16 protein-coding genes, 1 tRNA gene and 1 pseudogene are annotated in these 15863 nt (G+C 70.4%); 4 read left to right on the forward strand and 14 right to left on the reverse strand.

Translation table 11 applies throughout. The annotated features are described in order from the left end of the window. Nucleotides 1-413: 413 nt before the first annotated feature. Nucleotides 414-1663 (forward strand): annotated as a pseudogene (locus tag DSM26151_RS09235) (IS256 family transposase). Here DSM26151_RS09235 and DSM26151_RS09240 read toward each other — a convergent pair. From DSM26151_RS09240 to DSM26151_RS09275, 8 genes are all read right to left on the reverse strand, one after another. Further along, a complete protein-coding gene (locus tag DSM26151_RS09240; protein ID WP_234659275.1) occupies nucleotides 1660-2244 on the reverse strand; it encodes a DUF6880 family protein in 585 nt (194 codons plus the stop codon). The pseudogene DSM26151_RS09235 and the gene DSM26151_RS09240 overlap by 4 nt on opposite strands. Nucleotides 2245-2470: 226 nt before the next feature. Further along, a complete protein-coding gene (locus DSM26151_RS09245; RefSeq protein WP_234659276.1) occupies nucleotides 2471-3370 on the reverse strand; it encodes a Fic family protein in 900 nt (299 codons plus the stop codon). A gap of 3 nt (nucleotides 3371-3373) precedes the next feature. Further along, on the reverse strand, nucleotides 3374-4195 hold the full coding sequence (locus DSM26151_RS09250) for a helix-turn-helix domain-containing protein (RefSeq protein ID WP_234659277.1): 822 nt from the start codon (nucleotides 4193-4195) through the stop codon (nucleotides 3374-3376). A gap of 339 nt (nucleotides 4196-4534) precedes the next feature. After that, nucleotides 4535-4783, reverse strand: a complete 249-nt coding sequence (locus DSM26151_RS09255) for a hypothetical protein (RefSeq protein ID WP_234659278.1) — start codon at nucleotides 4781-4783, stop codon at nucleotides 4535-4537. Further along, nucleotides 4776-4973, reverse strand: a complete 198-nt coding sequence (locus tag DSM26151_RS09260) for a helix-turn-helix transcriptional regulator (RefSeq protein WP_234659279.1) — start codon at nucleotides 4971-4973, stop codon at nucleotides 4776-4778. The genes DSM26151_RS09255 and DSM26151_RS09260 overlap by 8 nt, the downstream gene beginning before the upstream one ends. 195 nt (nucleotides 4974-5168) lie before the next feature. Next, nucleotides 5169-5240: transfer RNA gene (locus DSM26151_RS09265), tRNA-Gln, on the reverse strand. A gap of 131 nt (nucleotides 5241-5371) precedes the next feature. Then, nucleotides 5372-6886, reverse strand: a complete 1515-nt coding sequence (gltX, locus tag DSM26151_RS09270; RefSeq protein WP_234659280.1) for a glutamate--tRNA ligase — start codon at nucleotides 6884-6886, stop codon at nucleotides 5372-5374. After that, nucleotides 6879-7910, reverse strand: a complete 1032-nt coding sequence (locus DSM26151_RS09275; protein WP_234659281.1) for a LysR family transcriptional regulator — start codon at nucleotides 7908-7910, stop codon at nucleotides 6879-6881. Before DSM26151_RS09275 ends, gltX begins: the two co-directional genes overlap by 8 nt. A gap of 81 nt (nucleotides 7911-7991) precedes the next feature. Here DSM26151_RS09275 and DSM26151_RS09280 point away from each other — a divergent pair, with 81 nt between their 5' ends. Continuing rightward, complete coding sequence (locus DSM26151_RS09280) at nucleotides 7992-9068, forward strand: aminotransferase class V-fold PLP-dependent enzyme (protein WP_234659282.1); 1077 nt, start codon at nucleotides 7992-7994, stop codon at nucleotides 9066-9068. Between the two features lie 28 nt (nucleotides 9069-9096). Here the strand turns inward: DSM26151_RS09280 and DSM26151_RS09285 are convergent, their stop codons facing one another. After that, nucleotides 9097-9783: a helix-turn-helix domain-containing protein gene (locus tag DSM26151_RS09285; RefSeq protein WP_234659283.1), complete on the reverse strand. Its 687-nt coding sequence runs from the start codon at nucleotides 9781-9783 to the stop codon at nucleotides 9097-9099. Further along, nucleotides 9764-10225 (reverse strand): group III truncated hemoglobin, encoded by a 462-nt coding sequence (locus DSM26151_RS09290; RefSeq protein ID WP_234659284.1) that lies wholly within the window; start codon nucleotides 10223-10225, stop codon nucleotides 9764-9766. Before DSM26151_RS09290 ends, DSM26151_RS09285 begins: the two co-directional genes overlap by 20 nt. A 61-nt stretch (nucleotides 10226-10286) precedes the next feature. Here DSM26151_RS09290 and DSM26151_RS09295 point away from each other — a divergent pair, with 61 nt between their 5' ends. Then, nucleotides 10287-10625, forward strand: a complete 339-nt coding sequence (locus tag DSM26151_RS09295) for a cupin domain-containing protein (RefSeq protein ID WP_234659285.1) — start codon at nucleotides 10287-10289, stop codon at nucleotides 10623-10625. Nucleotides 10626-10741: 116 nt separating this feature from the next. On the opposite strand, the gene DSM26151_RS09300 is transcribed toward DSM26151_RS09295, so the two are convergent. Genes DSM26151_RS09300 through DSM26151_RS09310 form a run of 3 tightly spaced genes read right to left on the reverse strand, consistent with a single transcriptional unit; the run spans nucleotide 10742 to nucleotide 13732 of the window. Further along, nucleotides 10742-11521, reverse strand: a complete 780-nt coding sequence (locus tag DSM26151_RS09300; RefSeq protein WP_234659286.1) for a fumarylacetoacetate hydrolase family protein — start codon at nucleotides 11519-11521, stop codon at nucleotides 10742-10744. Continuing rightward, nucleotides 11518-12636 carry a branched-chain amino acid aminotransferase gene (locus tag DSM26151_RS09305; protein ID WP_234659287.1) on the reverse strand — a complete coding sequence of 373 codons (1119 nt, stop codon included), beginning with the start codon at nucleotides 12634-12636 and terminating at the stop codon, nucleotides 11518-11520. The genes DSM26151_RS09300 and DSM26151_RS09305 overlap by 4 nt, the downstream gene beginning before the upstream one ends. A gap of 25 nt (nucleotides 12637-12661) precedes the next feature. Beyond that, the gene (locus DSM26151_RS09310; protein WP_234659288.1) at nucleotides 12662-13732 is read right to left on the reverse strand and encodes a 3-isopropylmalate dehydrogenase; all 1071 of its coding nucleotides are present in this window, start codon (nucleotides 13730-13732) and stop codon (nucleotides 12662-12664) included. A gap of 136 nt (nucleotides 13733-13868) precedes the next feature. Here DSM26151_RS09310 and DSM26151_RS09315 point away from each other — a divergent pair, with 136 nt between their 5' ends. Continuing rightward, the gene (locus DSM26151_RS09315; protein ID WP_234659289.1) at nucleotides 13869-14132 is read left to right on the forward strand and encodes a DUF6458 family protein; all 264 of its coding nucleotides are present in this window, start codon (nucleotides 13869-13871) and stop codon (nucleotides 14130-14132) included. 45 nt (nucleotides 14133-14177) lie between these two features. Here the strand turns inward: DSM26151_RS09315 and DSM26151_RS09320 are convergent, their stop codons facing one another. Continuing rightward, the gene (locus tag DSM26151_RS09320; RefSeq protein WP_234659290.1) at nucleotides 14178-15785 is read right to left on the reverse strand and encodes an MFS transporter; all 1608 of its coding nucleotides are present in this window, start codon (nucleotides 15783-15785) and stop codon (nucleotides 14178-14180) included. Nucleotides 15786-15863: the final 78 nt, after the last annotated feature.

Genomic DNA, 15863 nt, shown 5'->3' on the forward strand with positions numbered 1-15863 from the left:
TTCACTGCTGGGGTACCTGGACTCGAACCAAGAACAACTGAGAGCTCCCGGAGCGTTGCCGCCAGCCGCCGAAATCAGCGAAAATCCGCGTGTTTCTGCGGATCTCATGGGGTCGAGTCTACCGAACGATCCTCGTGTCGGCGGGGGGTTTTCTGGTTCTTCTGAGGGGTTCTTGGTGTTGTTTTTGGTAACGGCAGCGTGGCTGATACACCCCACGCGACCCCGCGTCATCGAATGGGAAATTAGGGTTGGCTCGTGACACTCGTGCCAACACTGCCGGAGCGATGGGAGTAGTGCCCCTTAACGTGGTGTAGTTCGCGGTGGCCGCCCCGCCCTCGTCGTAGACGTGGGTGCGGTCACCGTGTAGTCCCTTCGAGGAAACTCTCACATCCCACTCGAAAGGCATCTTCACGATGACCGCACCTCATATTCTCGACCCGCTGGCCTGCTCGAGGAAGCGCTGGGCGATGCGTCGCCCGATCTGATGCGCGGCCTGCTGCAGACCATGATCAACGCGCTGCTGTCCGCGGACGCGGACGCCGTCGTCGGCGCGGAGTGGGGCCAACGCTCCAGCGACCGGACGGCGCAGCGCAACGGCTACCGGCACCGCGACCTGGACACCCGGGTCGGGACGATCGACGTTCAGATCCCGAAGCTGCGTTCGGGGACGTACTTCCCGGAATGGCTGCTCGAGCGCCGCAAGCGCGCCGAGACCGCGTTGATCACCGTCGTCGCGGACTGCTACCTCGCCGGCGTGTCCACCCGTCGGATGGACAAGCTGGTCAAGCAGCTCGGGATCCACTCGCTGTCGAAGTCGCAGGTGTCCAGGATGGCCGCGGAGCTCGACGAGCACGTCGACCAGTTCCGGCACCGTCCCCTGGGGGACGCAGGGCCGTTCACGTTCGTCGCGGCCGACGCGCTCACGATGAAGGTCCGTGAAGGTGGCCGCGTGATCAACGCGGTCGTGCTCGTCGCGACCGGCGTCAACGCCGACGGACGCCGCGAAGTCCTCGGCCTGCGGGTCGCGACCAGTGAAACCGGGGCGGCCTGGAACAGCTTCTTCGCCGACCTCGTCGCCCGCGGCCTCGGCGGGGTCCGCTTGGTCACCTCCGACGCGCACGCCGGGCTGGTGGAAGCGATCGCGGCGAACCTGCCCGGAGCTGTCTGGCAACGATGCCGCACCCACTACGCGGCCAACCTGATGTCCGTCACACCGAAGAGCATGTGGCCCGCGGTCAAGGCCATGCTGCACTCGGTCTACGACCAGCCCGACGCGAAGTCGGTACACGCCCAGTTCGACCGCCTCCTGGACTACGTCGACGGGAAGCTTCCCGACGCGCACGAGCACCTCGACACCGCCCGGGCGGACATCCTCGCGTTCACGGGGTTTCCCGAAGGGCTCTGGCAGCAGATCTGGTCCAACAACCCGAACGAACGCTTGAACCGCGAGATCCGCCGCCGCACCGATTCGGTCGGCATCTTCCCGAACCGGGACGCGATCATCCGCCTCGTCGGCGCCGTCCTCGCCGAGATCACCGACGAATGGGCCGAAGGCCGCCGCTACCTCGGGCTCGAGATCCTCGCGAAGTCCCGACTCACCCTGGTCACCGACACCGAACCCGAGGAGGTGAACACCGACACCACCCTCGAACTCACCGCCTAATCCATCAATAGACCGAAGGAACCCGAACTACACCACTTCCTGGGGCTTGACCGGTCGAGCACCGCGAGACGCCGATCGTTCCACTCGAGCACCCAGCGCTCGTGGCTGTGTGGGTCGCGCCAGTCATCGGTGTTCTTCGCCGGAATGGATGTCCGAACCTCCTCGAGTCGCTCGCGATACGTGCGCAGACCTTGCTCGCCGAGCGCTGGTGCATAGGCGACCGGGTCGAGCTCGAAGTAGTCGACGTCACCGTCGAGCTGAAACGCGAACATCCACTTCACGAGCTTCGAAGGCGGAACGGATGCCGCGGCAGCGAGTCTCGGGTGAAGGTTGAGCAGGCGCCGGCACGCGTCGCCGATGATGCCGCTCGAGTCGTCGGCACGCGCGATGACCTTGAGCGAACTCGCGAGTGCCTTGTGGGTCACGGCGTACGCATCGGCGGGGTCGGCCGCGTCCAGGTGCGATTCGAGGATGTCGATCGCCTCATGCATCTCGCGGCCGTGGGCGTTCGACGCGCTCCACCGGTACAGATCGCCGCGGGTGCGGATGAGCGGGAGCACGGCGTCGGCGAGTTCGGTCACTGAGCCATTCTCGACGACAACTCAGCAGCGCCTGCGACAAGTCGACTGCGCTGGGTGAGCGCGTGCCTGCCGGCACGAACAGTCGAGTCGTCGAGAGACCCAGACTTGGGGACGCCCCGCCCATAGCGGGCGTTGGTCGGCTCGATCGCGTTGGTCATGCAGATCACGTTGCGGATCTCAACGTCGTAGCCGACTCAGCTGTCCGAGGCTGGCCTCGCCGGTGCAATCAGCGCGCGCAGTCCGCCATCAGCCGCATCAGGCTCGTCGCGTCGTCAGTCTGGAACAGCTCGTCCAGGGCGACGTTCTGTTCGTAGAGCCTCGTGTACGGGATCGAGATGGCGTCATAGCCGTGCATCATGAGCTCGCCGCTCGCCATGAGCTTCGCGGTGCGCTTGTTGGCGTCGAAGTACAGCTGGTGACGGATGACCGCGGCAGCGTAGACCAACGCGCGGACGCGCGGGTCCGTCTCGCCGATGAGGTAGTCCAGGAGGTCGGCGTACGCCGCGATGAGGAGCGATCCGCCCTCACCGTGCTCGCGCCCGGCGATGACACCACCGGTGGAGAGGATGACGTCGCCGCCGCCGTTCACGCTGCCCTCGCCGCGGAAGTTGCCCGCCTCGATCGCCTCGTGGACGGCGACCTTCGCGTGGATTCTGTCCGAGACCGGCTTCGACAGCGAGAACTTCCCGACGCCGATCAGCAAATCGATGTCGTTGAAGCCCTCGTTCAGGGCGAGAATTTGGTCCTGGTCTTCCAGACGCTTGCCTTCGACAGTGACGCCTTCGAGGAGAGTCCGTACTTCGGGGAGGGTGAAGGTGTTCCCCTCGAGTCGGGCGGCGTCCCAGATGAAGTCGGGCTTGCGTTCGCGGAAGCGGTGACGAGCGCGTTCGAACTCCCCGGGGCCGCCTCCGATCAGGTTGAGGTCGACCTCCGACAGGTCCCAGGTAATGCCGGTCAGCGCGAGTTGTTCGCGCCGCTCTGCCGCAGCAGCGTTCCGGTGTTGGCCGGCCCGTGATCCGGCGCTCGTCGCCTGCCTTGGAAGGGATGGCCGCTGGTAGCCCTCGGCGCCGACTCCCCAGCGTCGCCCGCTCGGGCTGCTCGTGCCGCTCTGGTCGCTTGTCACCATCGTTCACCACTCCCGCGCGAGGTCGTGGGCTGCGGTCGAGAGCGGGCCGCCAACACCGAGACTGTCGATGACGCACTGGACCGGGGCGACGTAGGGGGCACCGTCCACATCGCCCGCCCCGGCGAGATGCACGGCTGCCAGCGGGGCGATGATGACGTTCGCCGCGCGGACGGTCTTCACTCTGCGGTGCGTCTCGCCGAGGAACGTGCTGAACTGCTGCGGCAGCGTCGTCCAGACCACGGTCGGCGCCACTTGGTCGGTGGTGTCGATCTCGGCGCCGAGCGCCTCGAGCGCTGGCCGGCCGGAGAACACCCACTCGTGCCCGAATCGCTCGCTGGTGTCGGCAGCCCTCCGGAACAGGTCTGACGTTGCGGTCGCCGCTGACATCAGCCGTTCGATGTCACCCCGACCGGCGAGCATGACGGCACCTGGCGCCACCTGCGGAGAGGCGAACTCCGAAGCCTCGACGGCGACCGCCAGCGGGTCATCGATGCCGACTGAGCGGACCAGTTGGTCCTGTCCGGAGAGCACGAAACGCTCCAGGCGGTCGACCCACTCGGCGGTCTCGGCCCACTCAGGGTTGCCGCCGAGCAGGTTCGACTCGACTCGCTGGATCTCCTCCGGGGCGAGGTCACCGACCAGTTGCCGCGCGGCTGCGACCGCGACCGGTTCGTAAGTGCGGGAGATGGTCACGTCGATGTCGTACCCGCAGGCGAGGGCGATTTCCCGAAGGGTGGACAGCCGCGCGCGACGGTAGTCGTTGCGGAGGTTCCATTCGGTGTTGCGGGAGATCCCGGCACGCTGAGCGAGCTCGGACCTCGGCACAGTCGGACTGCTCAAGAGATCGGAGATGTCCACAATCACGCCCTTTCCATCGGACACCCTAGCACGGGGTACGATAAACAGGACATATGCACACTATGTCCTCTTTGCTGAACATCAGGATCGAGGAGCGGCATTCAACCGCCTTCACTCACGCGCCCGACGGATCGGGCCAGGGAAGGCGTGCGCACCTACCGGGTATGGAGGGCGTTCGATCCGAAGATGTGAGGCGCCGCGGCAGGCGCGGCACCGCTCGCAGTACGGCGAGATTCCCGGTGGTCTCGTACGACTCGAGCGTCGAGTACGACGGGCTGCCCGTCTTCGCGCGCGAGCGGATCTGGGTCAGCCAGAGGTCGACGGCCTCGGCGACCGTGCTCGCTTCGTGAGCGTGACCGCGACGCCGCTTCCCACCGACATCGCGCGCCGCTTGAGTTCCTCGCGCGCGGCGTGCTCGGTCGGCGCGGTGACCGCGAGCCGGATCGGGACGCCGCCGCCGTCGCGGGTGTTCCCCCGCGCGCGCCACATCCCGGTCGACAGGCGGGTGACGTTCACGGTGCCCAGCTCGCCCACCGGGATTCTCGGTCTAGGCATGCCGGTGCTCCCCCAGCCAGGCGAGCACGTCGGTGAATTCGTAGCGCACGTGCCGGCCGATCTTGAGGAACGCCGGGCCGGAGCTGCGCAGGCGCCAGTCCTCGAGCGTGCGCTCGGGCATCTGCAGCAGCTCGGCGAGTTCGTGCTGCGTGAGCAGCACCGGAGCGGTGGTGGTCGTCGTCTCGTTCATCCCGTGAGGTACGCGAGGCCGACCCGGCACACCACGACGCGGTCAGGAAGAACCGCGATCGTTCGGTGGCACCGTGTGCAGAACGCCTCGTTCGAGAGGGTTTCTGGTAACGAATCTGGTGATTCGGCCCTTCGGGCTACCAGAGGGCGGTTGGGCAATACTGGAGTTTGCCGCGGAATTCCGCCGATTTCACTGCTGGGGTACCTGGACTCGAACCAAGAACAACTGAACCAGAATCAGCCGTGTTGCCAATTACACCATACCCCAATGGCCCTGAACCGGAGTTCCCGGGCCGACATGTAACTGTAGCCGATCCGGGGGGTCCGGCCAAATCGAACGAGCCCGTGAGCGGATGCCGCAGCGCCTCCGTGAGCGCCGGCTGCGGCATCCGCTTCGGCTCACCCGATGAGCGCTGCGAGCCGGTCGATGCGCTCGATGGACTCGACGCGACCGAGGATCTGCATGGACTCGAAGAGCGGCGGCGAGACGCGGCGACCGGAGACCGCGACGCGGATCGGGCCGAACGCCACGCGGGGCTTGAGGCCGAGGCCGTCGATGATCGCCGAGCGGAGGGCCTCCTCGATCTCGGTGTGCGTCCATGCCTCGCCGGGGATGCGTTCGAGCGCCTCGCGGGCGGCGGCGAGCACCGCGGGTGCGTCCGCGGACAGCGACCCGACGGCGGCCTCGTCGAACTCGAGGCCGGCGGCATCCGTGAAGAGGAAGCCCAGCAGCGCCGGGACCTCGCCGAGCACCGTGATGCGCTCCTGCACGAGCGGGGCGGCCTCGACGAGGAGTGCCTCCTCGCCAGGCGTGATCGGCGTCGAGACGACGCCGGCGGTCTGCAGGTAGGGAACGGTGCGCGAGGTGAAGTCGGCGAGGTCGAGCAGGCGGATGTGGTCGCCGTTGATCGCGTCGGCCTTCTTCTGGTCGAAGCGGGCGGGGTTCGGGTTGACCTGCTCGACGTCGAACGCGCCGATGAGCTCGTCGCGGCTGAACACGTCGCGGTCGGCCGAGAAGCCCCAGCCGAGCAGGGCCAGGTAGTTGACGAGGCCCTCTGGGATGAATCCGCGGTCGCGGTGGTGGAACAGGTTCGACTCGGGGTCGCGCTTGGAGAGCTTCTTGTTGCCCTCGCCCATGACGTAGGGCAGGTGGCCGAAGCGCGGCACGAAGCTCGTCACGCCGATCTCGATGAGCGCGTGGTAGAGCGCGATCTGGCGCGGGGTCGAGCTCAGCAGGTCCTCCCCGCGGAGCACGTGGGTGATCCCCATGAGCGCGTCGTCGACGGGGTTCACGAGCGTGTAGAGCGGCGCGCCGTTGGGGCGCACGACGACGAAGTCGGTCGTCGAGCCGGCCGCGAAGTCGATGCGGCCGCGCACGAGGTCGTCGAAGCCGAGGTCGACGTCGGGCACGCGGAGGCGCAGCGCCGGCTGGCGCCCCTCGGCGCGGAACGCGGCGCGCTGCTCGTCGGTCAGGTCGCGGTCGAAGTTGTCGTAGCCGAACTGCTTCGGGCGGCCGGCCGCCTGGTTGCGCGCGTCGATCTCGTCGGCGGTCGAGTAGCTCTCGTAGACGTGGCCTGCGGCCTTCAGCTTCGCGATGACCTCGGTGTAGATCTCGCCGCGCTGCGACTGTCGGTACGGGCCGTGCGGGCCGCCGACGTCGATGCCCTCGTCCCAGTGCAGGCCGAGCCAGTTCAGCGCGTCGAGGATCTGGCCGTAGCTCTCCTCGCTGTCGCGGGCGGCGTCGGTGTCCTCGATGCGGAACACGAACGTGCCGCCGGTGTGGCGTGCGTACGCCCAGTTGAACAGGGCCGTGCGCACGAGGCCGACGTGCGGGGTTCCGGTGGGCGAGGGGCAGAACCGCACGCGGATGTCGGATCCGATGGCGGTCGTCGTGGGGTGCGTCGTGTCAGGCATCGCCCTCAATGCTACGTCCAGAGGCCGGCTCGGCACCGGGTCCGCCGCGGCGGACGAGCAGCCGGGCGAGCGCCTCGGCGGCCACCGCGACGGCGGGAACGCCCCGGCCGCCGCGTGCGGTGACCAGGTGCAGGGTCCGCCGGTCGCCGTGCGTGGTCGCGCGGACGGCGACGCCCTCGCGCTCGCCCGCGGATTCGATCGCGAGCGCCGGGAGCACGGCGACGCCGAGCCCGCCGGCGACGAGTTCCTCGACGGCGACGAAGTTGTCGGTCTCGACGGCGATGCGCGGGGCGAAGCCGGCGGCGTCGCAGAGTTCGAGCAGGTGGCCGCGGCAGCGCGGGCATCCGGCGATCCAGCGTTCGCCCGCCAGGCCGGCGAGGTCGACGCGCTCCCCCGCGGCGAGCGGATGTCGCGCGGGCAGCACCACGTGCATCGGGTCGATGCCGATCGTGCTCACCTCGAGTCCTCGTGCGCTCTCGCGGTGGGGGTCGTTGCGGTCGCCCGGGTAGCTGAACGTGAGCGCGAGGTCGGCGCGGTCCTCGCGGACGGCGGCGACGGCCTCGGGCGGTTCGGCCTCGACGAAGCTGACCTGCACGCCCGGGTGGCGCCGGGCGAGCTCGACCATGAGTTCGGGCACGATCTTGGGCGACGCCGACGGGAACGCCATGAGCCGGACCCGGCCGGCGCGGAGCCCGCGGAGTTCGGCGAGTTCGCCGCGGGCCGCTTCGAGCGCGGTCGCGACGGCGCCGCCGTGCCGTGCGAGCACCCCCCCTGCGGGGGTGAGGCGGATGCCGCGGCCGGTGCGTTCCACGAGTGCGACGCCCGCGCGGGCCTCGGCACGACGCAGCTGCTGGCTGAGTGCGGGCTGGCTGTACCCGAGCGCTTTCGCGGCGGCGGTGATCGCCCCGTGTTCGGCGATCTCGCGGAGCACGAGCAGGCTGGTCGCGTCGAGGTCGGCGAGGCCGAGGGTGTCGGCGACCGGCGACACGTCCGGCGACACGTCCGGCGGTGTCGTGGCATCCATGCCCTGAGCATAAGGGATGCTTATGCATTTCATCGCAGAGCGGCACTTCCGTGATCGAATGCCGCGCCGCAGGCTGGATGCATGCCCCTCACGACCTCGCGTCCGACCGTCGCACCCGACACCGCACCCCGCTTCGAAGCGGGCCGCGGCTACCTCGCCGCGTGCACCATGGGCCTTCCCGCGACCGCGACCGTCGACGCCCTCCGCTCCGACCTCGACCGCTGGAGCGCGGGCCGCGCCTCGGCGGCCGAGTACTCGGGCATCGTCGAGCGCTCGCGCGCCCACGCCGCGACCCTGCTCGGCACGACCACCGAGCGCATCGCGCTCGGCTCGCAGGTCTCGGTGTTCACCGGACTCGCCGCGGCATCCGCCCCGGCGGGCGCCGAGGTGCTGTGCGTCGACGGCGACTTCAGCTCGGTCGTGGCCCCGTTCCTCGCGCGCGGCGACCTGCGCGTGCGCCACGTGCCGCTCGCGAGCCTCGCCGACGAGATCCGGCCGACCACGTGGCTGGTCGCGTTCTCACTGGTGCAGTCCGCGACGGGCGAGGTCGCCGACGCGGCATCCGTTCTCACCGCCGCCCGCGATGCGGGCGCGCTCACGCTCGTCGACACGACCCAGGCGACCGGATGGATGCCCACCGACGACCTCGACGCCGACCTCGTCGTATGCCACGCCTACAAGTGGCTCTCGGCGCCGCGCGGCGCGGCGTTCATGGGCGCGAGCGACCGCGCGCTCGCCGAGATCGCGCCGCTGACCGCGGGCTGGTACTCGGGCGAGGACCCGTGGGCGTCGTGCTACGGCCCCGACCTGTACCTGGCCGCGGGCGCCAGGCGGTTCGACGTCTCCCCCGCCTGGCAGGCGTGGGCGGGCGCCGAGGTCGCGCTCGGCCTCGCAGCGGGCATGGACCTGGCCTCGGTACGCGACCGCGACGTCGCGCTCGCGAACGCCTTCCGCGAGCGCATCGGGCTCGGCCCGTCCGACAGCGCGATCGTCAGCTGGCCCGACCCCGACGGATGCCACCTCGCCGCCCTCACCAAGGACGGCCTCGTGGCGTCGGGGCGCGCGGGCCGGGCGCGCGTCGCGTTCCACCTGTGGAACGACGAGGAGGATGTGGAGCGCGCGGCGCGAGCGGTCACCGCGCGACGCGGCGCCCGCTGAGATCGGATGCCTCGGCTCGCGACTCCGGTCAGCGGTCCGTCGGCTCGGGCAGGCGCACGAGGCAACGTTCCGGCGCCACGAACGGCAGGAGTGTCGGCGGTTCGCCTGCCCCGGCCGCATCCGCCCAGACGCCCTCGATGAGCCCGCGATGCACCGAGCACACGACCGACGGGTCGCGTCGGGCGGCGTCGCGGAACGGGCACGCGGTGAGCGCGAATCCGTCGGCGTCGCGCTCGGGTGCGAACCCGATCTCGGTGAGCACGGAGTCGAGCCGGGCGACGGCGGCTGCCGCGTCGGTCTGGTCGGCAGCGAGGGCGGCACGCCCGGTGAGCTCCTGCGCCCATCGAAGCCCCGCGAGCCGCGCGAGTTCCGCAGGCCCGCCCGAAGTATCCCCGCCCGCGACTCCGGCATCCGCCGCGAGCGCTCCAGCGAGCGCCCCGATCAGCCGATCGCGGGCGCGATCATCGCGCGCGCGATCGTCGACGAGCCGGTAGCGCAGGCGCGGCCGCCCACGCCGACCGTCGGCGACGGGCTCCGCGCGCACGAACCCCGCCTCGACCAGCCGGTCGAGGTGGAACCTCGCGGTCGTCAGGTGCACGCCGAGCGCCTCGGCGACCCGGTCCGCGCCCAGCGGTTCGCCCGCCGTGGCGAGCACGTCGAGCACCCGGCGCCGGGGCGCGGAGACCCGGCCCGGGTCAGCCTGCGGGGAGGTCATCGATCCCGCCACTGGCTGTGAGTCGTTCGCGGGTGTCGAGGCGCTCATACGCGCTGCCCGAGCCGCCCGCGAGTCGGCGCTGCATCGATCCGGCGATGCGACCGGCCTGGAGCTTCGCCCGCTCGGCGGCCGGCCCCGTATAGAGGGCATCGGTGGTCGCCGTCCACAGCTCGAGCCAACGCCGGAACTCCGGTTCGCCGAGGGGCGCGCGGTCGTTGAGTGCGACATGCACCGCGAGCGCGTTGCGCCGATAGCCGCCGGTGCGGAAGATCACGGTCTCCCAGAAGTCGCACATGATGGGCAGGTGGCGATCGAGGTCGAGCTTCGCGATGTCGGTGAAGATCGGGCCGATGAGGGGGTCGGCGAACGCGCGTGCATAGAACGCGGTGACGAGCGTGGCGACGTCGTCGCGGCCGCGGAGATCTTCGAGCCCGGTGTCCACCCCACCACCCTACCCGATTAAAACGCATTCTGATACGTTCAATACCTGCGGAAGGAGCAGAATGCCAGAGTCTCACCGAATCATCGCCGCGAACGACGACCGCCTGCGCGAGCACAGCACCCCCGAAGCGGGTGTGGTCCGCACCGCGCGGGTCTTCGCGCACGACGGCATCTCGATGATGCTCATCACCCTCGGCGAGGGCGCCGTGATGCGCGAACACACCGCGACCGCACCGATCCTCCTGCGCGGGCTCACCGGCCGCACGAGCATCGCGGTCGCAGGCGAAGAGGTGCAACTCGACGTCGGCACGCTCCTCCACATCGAGACCGGCGTCCCGCACGCGCTCAGCGCCGACGGCGGCGCGAGCCAGGTCGTGCTCACGGTCTTCCGCGGCGCCTGACTCGGCGAGTCGGCACGCCGAGTGCGCGGATTCGCGACCGGTGCGCGGGCGCGCTCCCGCGCACCTGGCGCGAATCCGCGCACCCGGCGCTCGCGGCGGCGCCTGGGCCGCCGGTCTCAGCGCGCCGGCGCCGAGCGCACCGGATTCACGAGCGACCCGAGCCCCGAGACCGTCACGTCGACCGAGTCGCCGTCGACGATCCGGCCGACGCCCGCCGGCGTGCCCGTGAGGATCACGTCGCCCGGCAGCAGCGTGAACACGTTCGACGCGTACGCGATGACCTTCGAAACCGGGTGCACCATGTCGGCGAGCCGGCCGTGCTGACGCCTCGTGCCGTTGACGCTCGTCGTGAGCTCGCCGCCCTCGAGGTCGACGTCGGTCTCGATGACCGGCCCGAGCGGGCAGAACGTGTCGAATCCCTTCGCCCGCGTCCACTGCCCGTCGCTGCGCTGGAGGTCGCGCGCCGTCACGTCGTTCGCGATGGTGTAGCCGAAGACGACGGATGCCGCCTCCGCTTCGCTCACCCGGCGGGCGACCCGCCCGATGACGATCGCGAGCTCGCCCTCGAACTCGACCTGGTCGCTCTCGGGCGGCAGCACGATGGGATCCCCCGGACCGATGACCGACGTGTTCGGCTTCAGGAACAGCAGCGGCTCGGGCGGCGCATGGCCGCCCATCTCCTCCGCGTGCTCGTGGTAGTTCCTGCCCACCGCGACGACCTTCGAGCGCGGGATGACCGGCGCGAGCAGCTTCGCCTCGGCGAGCGGTACACGCTCCCCCGTCGGCTCGTAGCCGGCGAACATCGGGTCGGCCTTCAGGACGACGAGCTCGTGCTCCTCTTCGTCGACGATGCCGAACGAGATGGTCTCGTCGTGGGAGAACCGTGCGATCTTCATGCGTCGAGCCGAACCATCCAGCCGTGGCGGTCCTCGACGCGCCCGTACTGGATGCCGGTGAGCTCCTCGCGCAGCGACAGGGCGAGTTCGGACGCGGCGGGGCCGTTGTGCACGATCTCGAAGTCCTCGGCGAGCAAGCGGCCGATGGGCACGACGACGGCTGCGGTGCCGCAGGCGAACGCGCCGACGATCTCTCCGGATGCCGCGCCCTCGCGCCACTCCTCGAGGGTCACGGGCCGCTGCTCGACCTGGTGGCCGCGGTCGGCGGCGAGCTGCAGGATCGAGTCGCGCGTGATGCCCTCGAGGATCGAGTCGGACTGCGGCGTGAGGAGCGTGCCGTCCTTCTTCACGAGCACCACGTTCATGCCGCCGAGCTCCTCGAGGTACTCGCCCTCGTCGAGGAACAGCACCTGCTGGCATCCGTGCTCGGCCGCCTCGGCCTGCGGCAGCAGGCTCGAAGCGTAGTTCCCGCCGGTCTTCGCGGCGCCGGTCCCGCCCTTGCCGGCCCGCGCGTAGCGGGTCGACAGCCAGATGTTCACGGGCTGCACGCCGCCGGGGAAGTAGGCGGCGGCCGGGCTCGCGATCAGGTAGTACGAGACCTTCTTCGCCGGTCGCACGCCGAGGAACGCCTCCTTGGCGAACATGAACGGCCGCAGGTACAGGCTCGTCTCGGGCTCGCTCGGAACCCAGTCGGCGTCGACCGCGACGAGCTGCTTCAGCGTGTCGATGAAGAGGTCCACGGGCAGTTCGGGCAGCGCCATGCGCCGGGCCGAACGCTGCATGCGCGCCGCGTTCTCGAAGGGCCGGAAGGTGCGGATCGAGCCGTCCGCGTGACGGTAGGCCTTGAGGCCCTCGAAGATCTCCTGTGCGTAGTGGAGCACGGCCGCAGCCGGGTCGAGCTGGATCGGGCCGTACGGCGAGACGCGCGGACGGTGCCACCCGCCCTTCTCCGACCAGCACAGGTCGACCATGTGGTCGGTGAAGTGGTTGCCGAACCCGGGGTCGGCGAGGACGGCCGCGCGTTCCTCGGCCGACTTCGCGGCCTCGTTGCGCGTGATCCGCCAGATGAGCCCCGCGGGCGACGGTGCCTGCAGCGTGAGGTTCGATGTGGACATGTGCTCCTCCTTCGGAAGGTGCGGTTCAGTGGGCGCCGACGACGGCGCCGATGCGTGCGGCGATGGCGTCGCCGATCTCGGAGGTCGACCGCACGGCGTCGCCGCGTTCGGCGACGTCTGCGGCGACCGCTTCGCGCACCCTGGCTGCGGCGGCCGGGTGACCGAGGTGGTCCAGCAGCAGCGCGACCGAGAGGATCGCGGCGGTCGGGTCGGCGATGCCCTTCCCTGCGATGTCCGGAGCCGAACCGTGCACGGGCTCGAACATGCTCGGGAACCGGCCGTCGGGGTTGATGTTGCCCGAGGCCGCGAGTCCGATTCCGCCGCTGATCGCGCCGGCCAGGTCGGTGAGGATGTCGCCGAAGAGGTTGTCCGTGACGATGACGTCGAATCTAGCAGGATCCGTGACGAGGAAGATGGTCGCCGCGTCGACGTGCAGGTAGTCGACGGCGACCTCGGGGTAGTCGGTCGCGACGGCGTCGACCGTGCGCTTCCAGAGGGAGCCGGCGAAGACGAGCACGTTCGTCTTGTGGACGAGCGTGAGCCTCTTCCTCGGTCGAGCGGATGCCGCGGCGAACGCGTAGCTCACGACGCGCTCGACGCCGTAGGCGGTGTTCACCGAGACCTCGTTGGCGACCTCGGCGGGCGTGCCGACGCGGATCGCGCCGCCGTTGCCGACGTACGGCCCCTCCGTGCCCTCGCGCACGACGACGAAGTCGACGTCGCCCGGGTCTGCGAGCGGGCTCGCGACGCCCGGGTACAGCACGCTCGGGCGGAGGTTGACGTAGTGGTCGAGTTCGAAGCGCAGCTTCAGCAGCAGGCCGCGCTCGATGTTCGCCCCCGCGAGACGCGGGTCGCCGGGAACGCCCCCGACCGCGCCGAGGAGGATCGCGTCGTGGCCCTTGACGGCCTCGAGGTCGTCATCGGTCAGGGTGTCGCCGGTCGCGAGGTAGCGCGCGGCACCGAGCGAGAAGTGCGTCTGCTCGAACACCACGTCGGCGCCGGCGGTCGCGGCCTCGAGCGCCTTGAGCGCCTCGCCCACCACCTCGGGACCGATGCCGTCGCCCGGGATGACCGCGAGCCTGACCGTCGTTACCATGAACACTCCTTCGTACGCCAGCCCTCCCAGCGTACTGTCCGCCGCGGGCGCTGATCACTACACTCGGGCGCATCGGGGCGGCATCCCGCCCCGGCCCCGCGGCTGCGTGCCGCCCGAGTGAAAGCAGGCAACCCACATGAGTCTCGGCCTCGGAATCGTCCTCTTCGTCATCGGCGCGATCCTCGCGTTCGCGCTGAACCTCTCGGTGGAGTGGATCAACCTGGAACTGGTCGGATACATCCTTATGGCGGCCGGAGCGGTCGTCATCATCCTCGGCATCATCCTGCTCGCGCGTCGCCGGAACTCGGTCGCGACCTCGCGCACCACCGTCGACCCGGCGACGGGCGACCGCGTCACGCGCAACGAGACGTCGCGCCCGGACGACACCACGGCGATCTGACCCGGATCAGCCGGATCAACCGGATCGCCCGCGAGGGGCGTCGCCTCACTCCGAGGCGTCGCCCCTCGCGTCGTTGAGCGTGAGCGCCGCGACGACGCCGGCCGCGACCATGAGCACCACGCCGAGGATCGAGGTCACGACCACGCCCCCGTCGAACGCGTGCGCGGCGGACGAGAGCAGCGCGGCCGACGCCTCGGCGGGCACCGTCTCCGCGACGTTCACGGCGCCCGCGAGCGTCTCGCGTGCGGCATCCGCCTGGGCGACCGACAACGCCTCGGGAACCTCGAGGTTGGTGCGGTACCAGGCCGCGAGGATGCTGCCGAGCAGCGCGGTGCCGAGCACCGCGCCGAGTTCGTACGCGGTCTCGGACACCGCCGAGGCCGCGCCGGCCTTGGCCGGCGGGGCGGTCGAGAGGATCATCTCGTTGGAGACGGTCTCGGCCATGCCGATGCCGAGGCCGAGCAGGACGAACGCGATCGCCACGCCGGCGATGCCGCCGCCCGCGGTGAGCGCCACCACGACGTAGCCCGCGGCGGAGACCGCGAGCGCCGCCGGGACGAGGATGCGCGCGCGGATGCGCCGCGAGAGCGGCACCACGGCGAGCCCCGCCGCGATCATCGTGACCAGCCCGGGGACGAGCGCGAGCCCGGCCATCACCGGGGAGAGCCCGACGACCAGCTGCAGGTGCTGCGACACGAAGTACAGGAAGCCCACGAGTGCCACGACGCTGAGCAGGTTGACGATCACGCCGCCGCCGAACGCGCCGATGCGGAAGAGTCGCATGTCGAGCATCGGCACGCGCGCACGCAGCTGCCGGCGCACGAACCAGACGCCCGCCGCGGCGCCGACGAGGATGCAGGCCACGCCGAGCAGGTCGAGCCCCTCGGTCGCGAGGTGCTTGATGCCGAAGACGACGGCGCCCATGGCGGCGAACGAGAGGAGGATGCTCACGAGATCGATCGGGCCGGGGGCCGGGTCGCGGCTCTCGGGGATGAGCAGCGGCAGCAGCACGACGAGCGGGATGAGCACGGGCACGGCGAGCAGGAACACCGAGCCCCACGCGAAGTGCTCGAGCAGCACGCCGCCGACGATCGGGCCGAGCGCGGCCCCGGCGGCGAAGCCGGAGGCCCAGATCGCGATCGCGAGGCGCCGCTCCTCGCGGTCGGTGAAGACCGAGCGCAGGAGCGAGAGCGTGGACGGCATGAGCATCGCACCGAAGAACCCGAGTCCCGCGCGGGCGGCGATGAGCAGTTCGGCGGTGGGCGCGAACGCCGCGGCGATCGAGACGAGCGCGAAGCCGACCGATCCGATCAGCAGCATGCGTCGGCGCCCCCAGCGGTCGCCTGCGCTGCCCATCGAGACGAGCAGTGCGGCGAGCACGAGCGGGTAGGCGTCGATGATCCAGAGCTGCTGCGCGGCGGTGGGCGCGAGGTCGCGCGCGATCGCGGGAAGGGCGAAGCTGAGCACGGTGTTGTCGACGGCGACGAGGAGCACGGGCAGCATGAGCACCGCGAGCGCGAGCCAGCGTCGCGCTCGCCCGGCGCCCTGCGGGGCACCCCGGCCGGGGTCGGGGCGCAGGCGAGCGGATGCCGCGGGCGCGCCCGATTCGGGCGTGGTGACGGGGAGCGTCGTGGTGTTGGTGTGGTCGTGCATGTCGATTCCTATAACTGTACCGGCTAGACGGTAGAGTATCAGATGTCGCCGACCACCCGCCATCGATACCATCGGAGC

The sequence above is a fragment of the Agromyces marinus genome (genome assembly GCF_021442325.1).
In the GTDB taxonomy this organism is placed as follows: Bacteria; Actinomycetota; Actinomycetes; order Actinomycetales; family Microbacteriaceae; genus Agromyces; species Agromyces marinus.

Excerpts from the sequence above, each read along its gene's own strand:
- DSM26151_RS09245 (WP_234659276.1), bottom strand. The coding sequence starts at position 3,370 with ATGGTGACAAGCGACCAGAGCGGCACGAGCAGCCCGAGCGGGCGACGC.
- DSM26151_RS09255 (WP_234659278.1), bottom strand. The coding sequence starts at position 4,783 with ATGCCTAGACCGAGAATCCCGGTGGGCGAGCTGGGCACCGTGAACGTC.
- DSM26151_RS09260 (WP_234659279.1), bottom strand. The coding sequence starts at position 4,973 with ATGAACGAGACGACGACCACCACCGCTCCGGTGCTGCTCACGCAGCAC.
- gltX (WP_234659280.1), bottom strand. The coding sequence starts at position 6,886 with ATGCCTGACACGACGCACCCCACGACGACCGCCATCGGATCCGACATC.
- DSM26151_RS09275 (WP_234659281.1), bottom strand. The coding sequence starts at position 7,910 with ATGGATGCCACGACACCGCCGGACGTGTCGCCGGACGTGTCGCCGGTC.
- DSM26151_RS09280 (WP_234659282.1), top strand. The coding sequence starts at position 7,992 with ATGCCCCTCACGACCTCGCGTCCGACCGTCGCACCCGACACCGCACCC.
- DSM26151_RS09285 (WP_234659283.1), bottom strand. The coding sequence starts at position 9,783 with ATGACCTCCCCGCAGGCTGACCCGGGCCGGGTCTCCGCGCCCCGGCGC.
- DSM26151_RS09295 (WP_234659285.1), top strand. The coding sequence starts at position 10,287 with ATGCCAGAGTCTCACCGAATCATCGCCGCGAACGACGACCGCCTGCGC.
- DSM26151_RS09300 (WP_234659286.1), bottom strand. The coding sequence starts at position 11,521 with ATGAAGATCGCACGGTTCTCCCACGACGAGACCATCTCGTTCGGCATC.
- DSM26151_RS09305 (WP_234659287.1), bottom strand. The coding sequence starts at position 12,636 with ATGTCCACATCGAACCTCACGCTGCAGGCACCGTCGCCCGCGGGGCTC.
- DSM26151_RS09310 (WP_234659288.1), bottom strand. The coding sequence starts at position 13,732 with ATGGTAACGACGGTCAGGCTCGCGGTCATCCCGGGCGACGGCATCGGT.
- DSM26151_RS09315 (WP_234659289.1), top strand. The coding sequence starts at position 13,869 with ATGAGTCTCGGCCTCGGAATCGTCCTCTTCGTCATCGGCGCGATCCTC.
- DSM26151_RS09320 (WP_234659290.1), bottom strand. The coding sequence starts at position 15,785 with ATGCACGACCACACCAACACCACGACGCTCCCCGTCACCACGCCCGAA.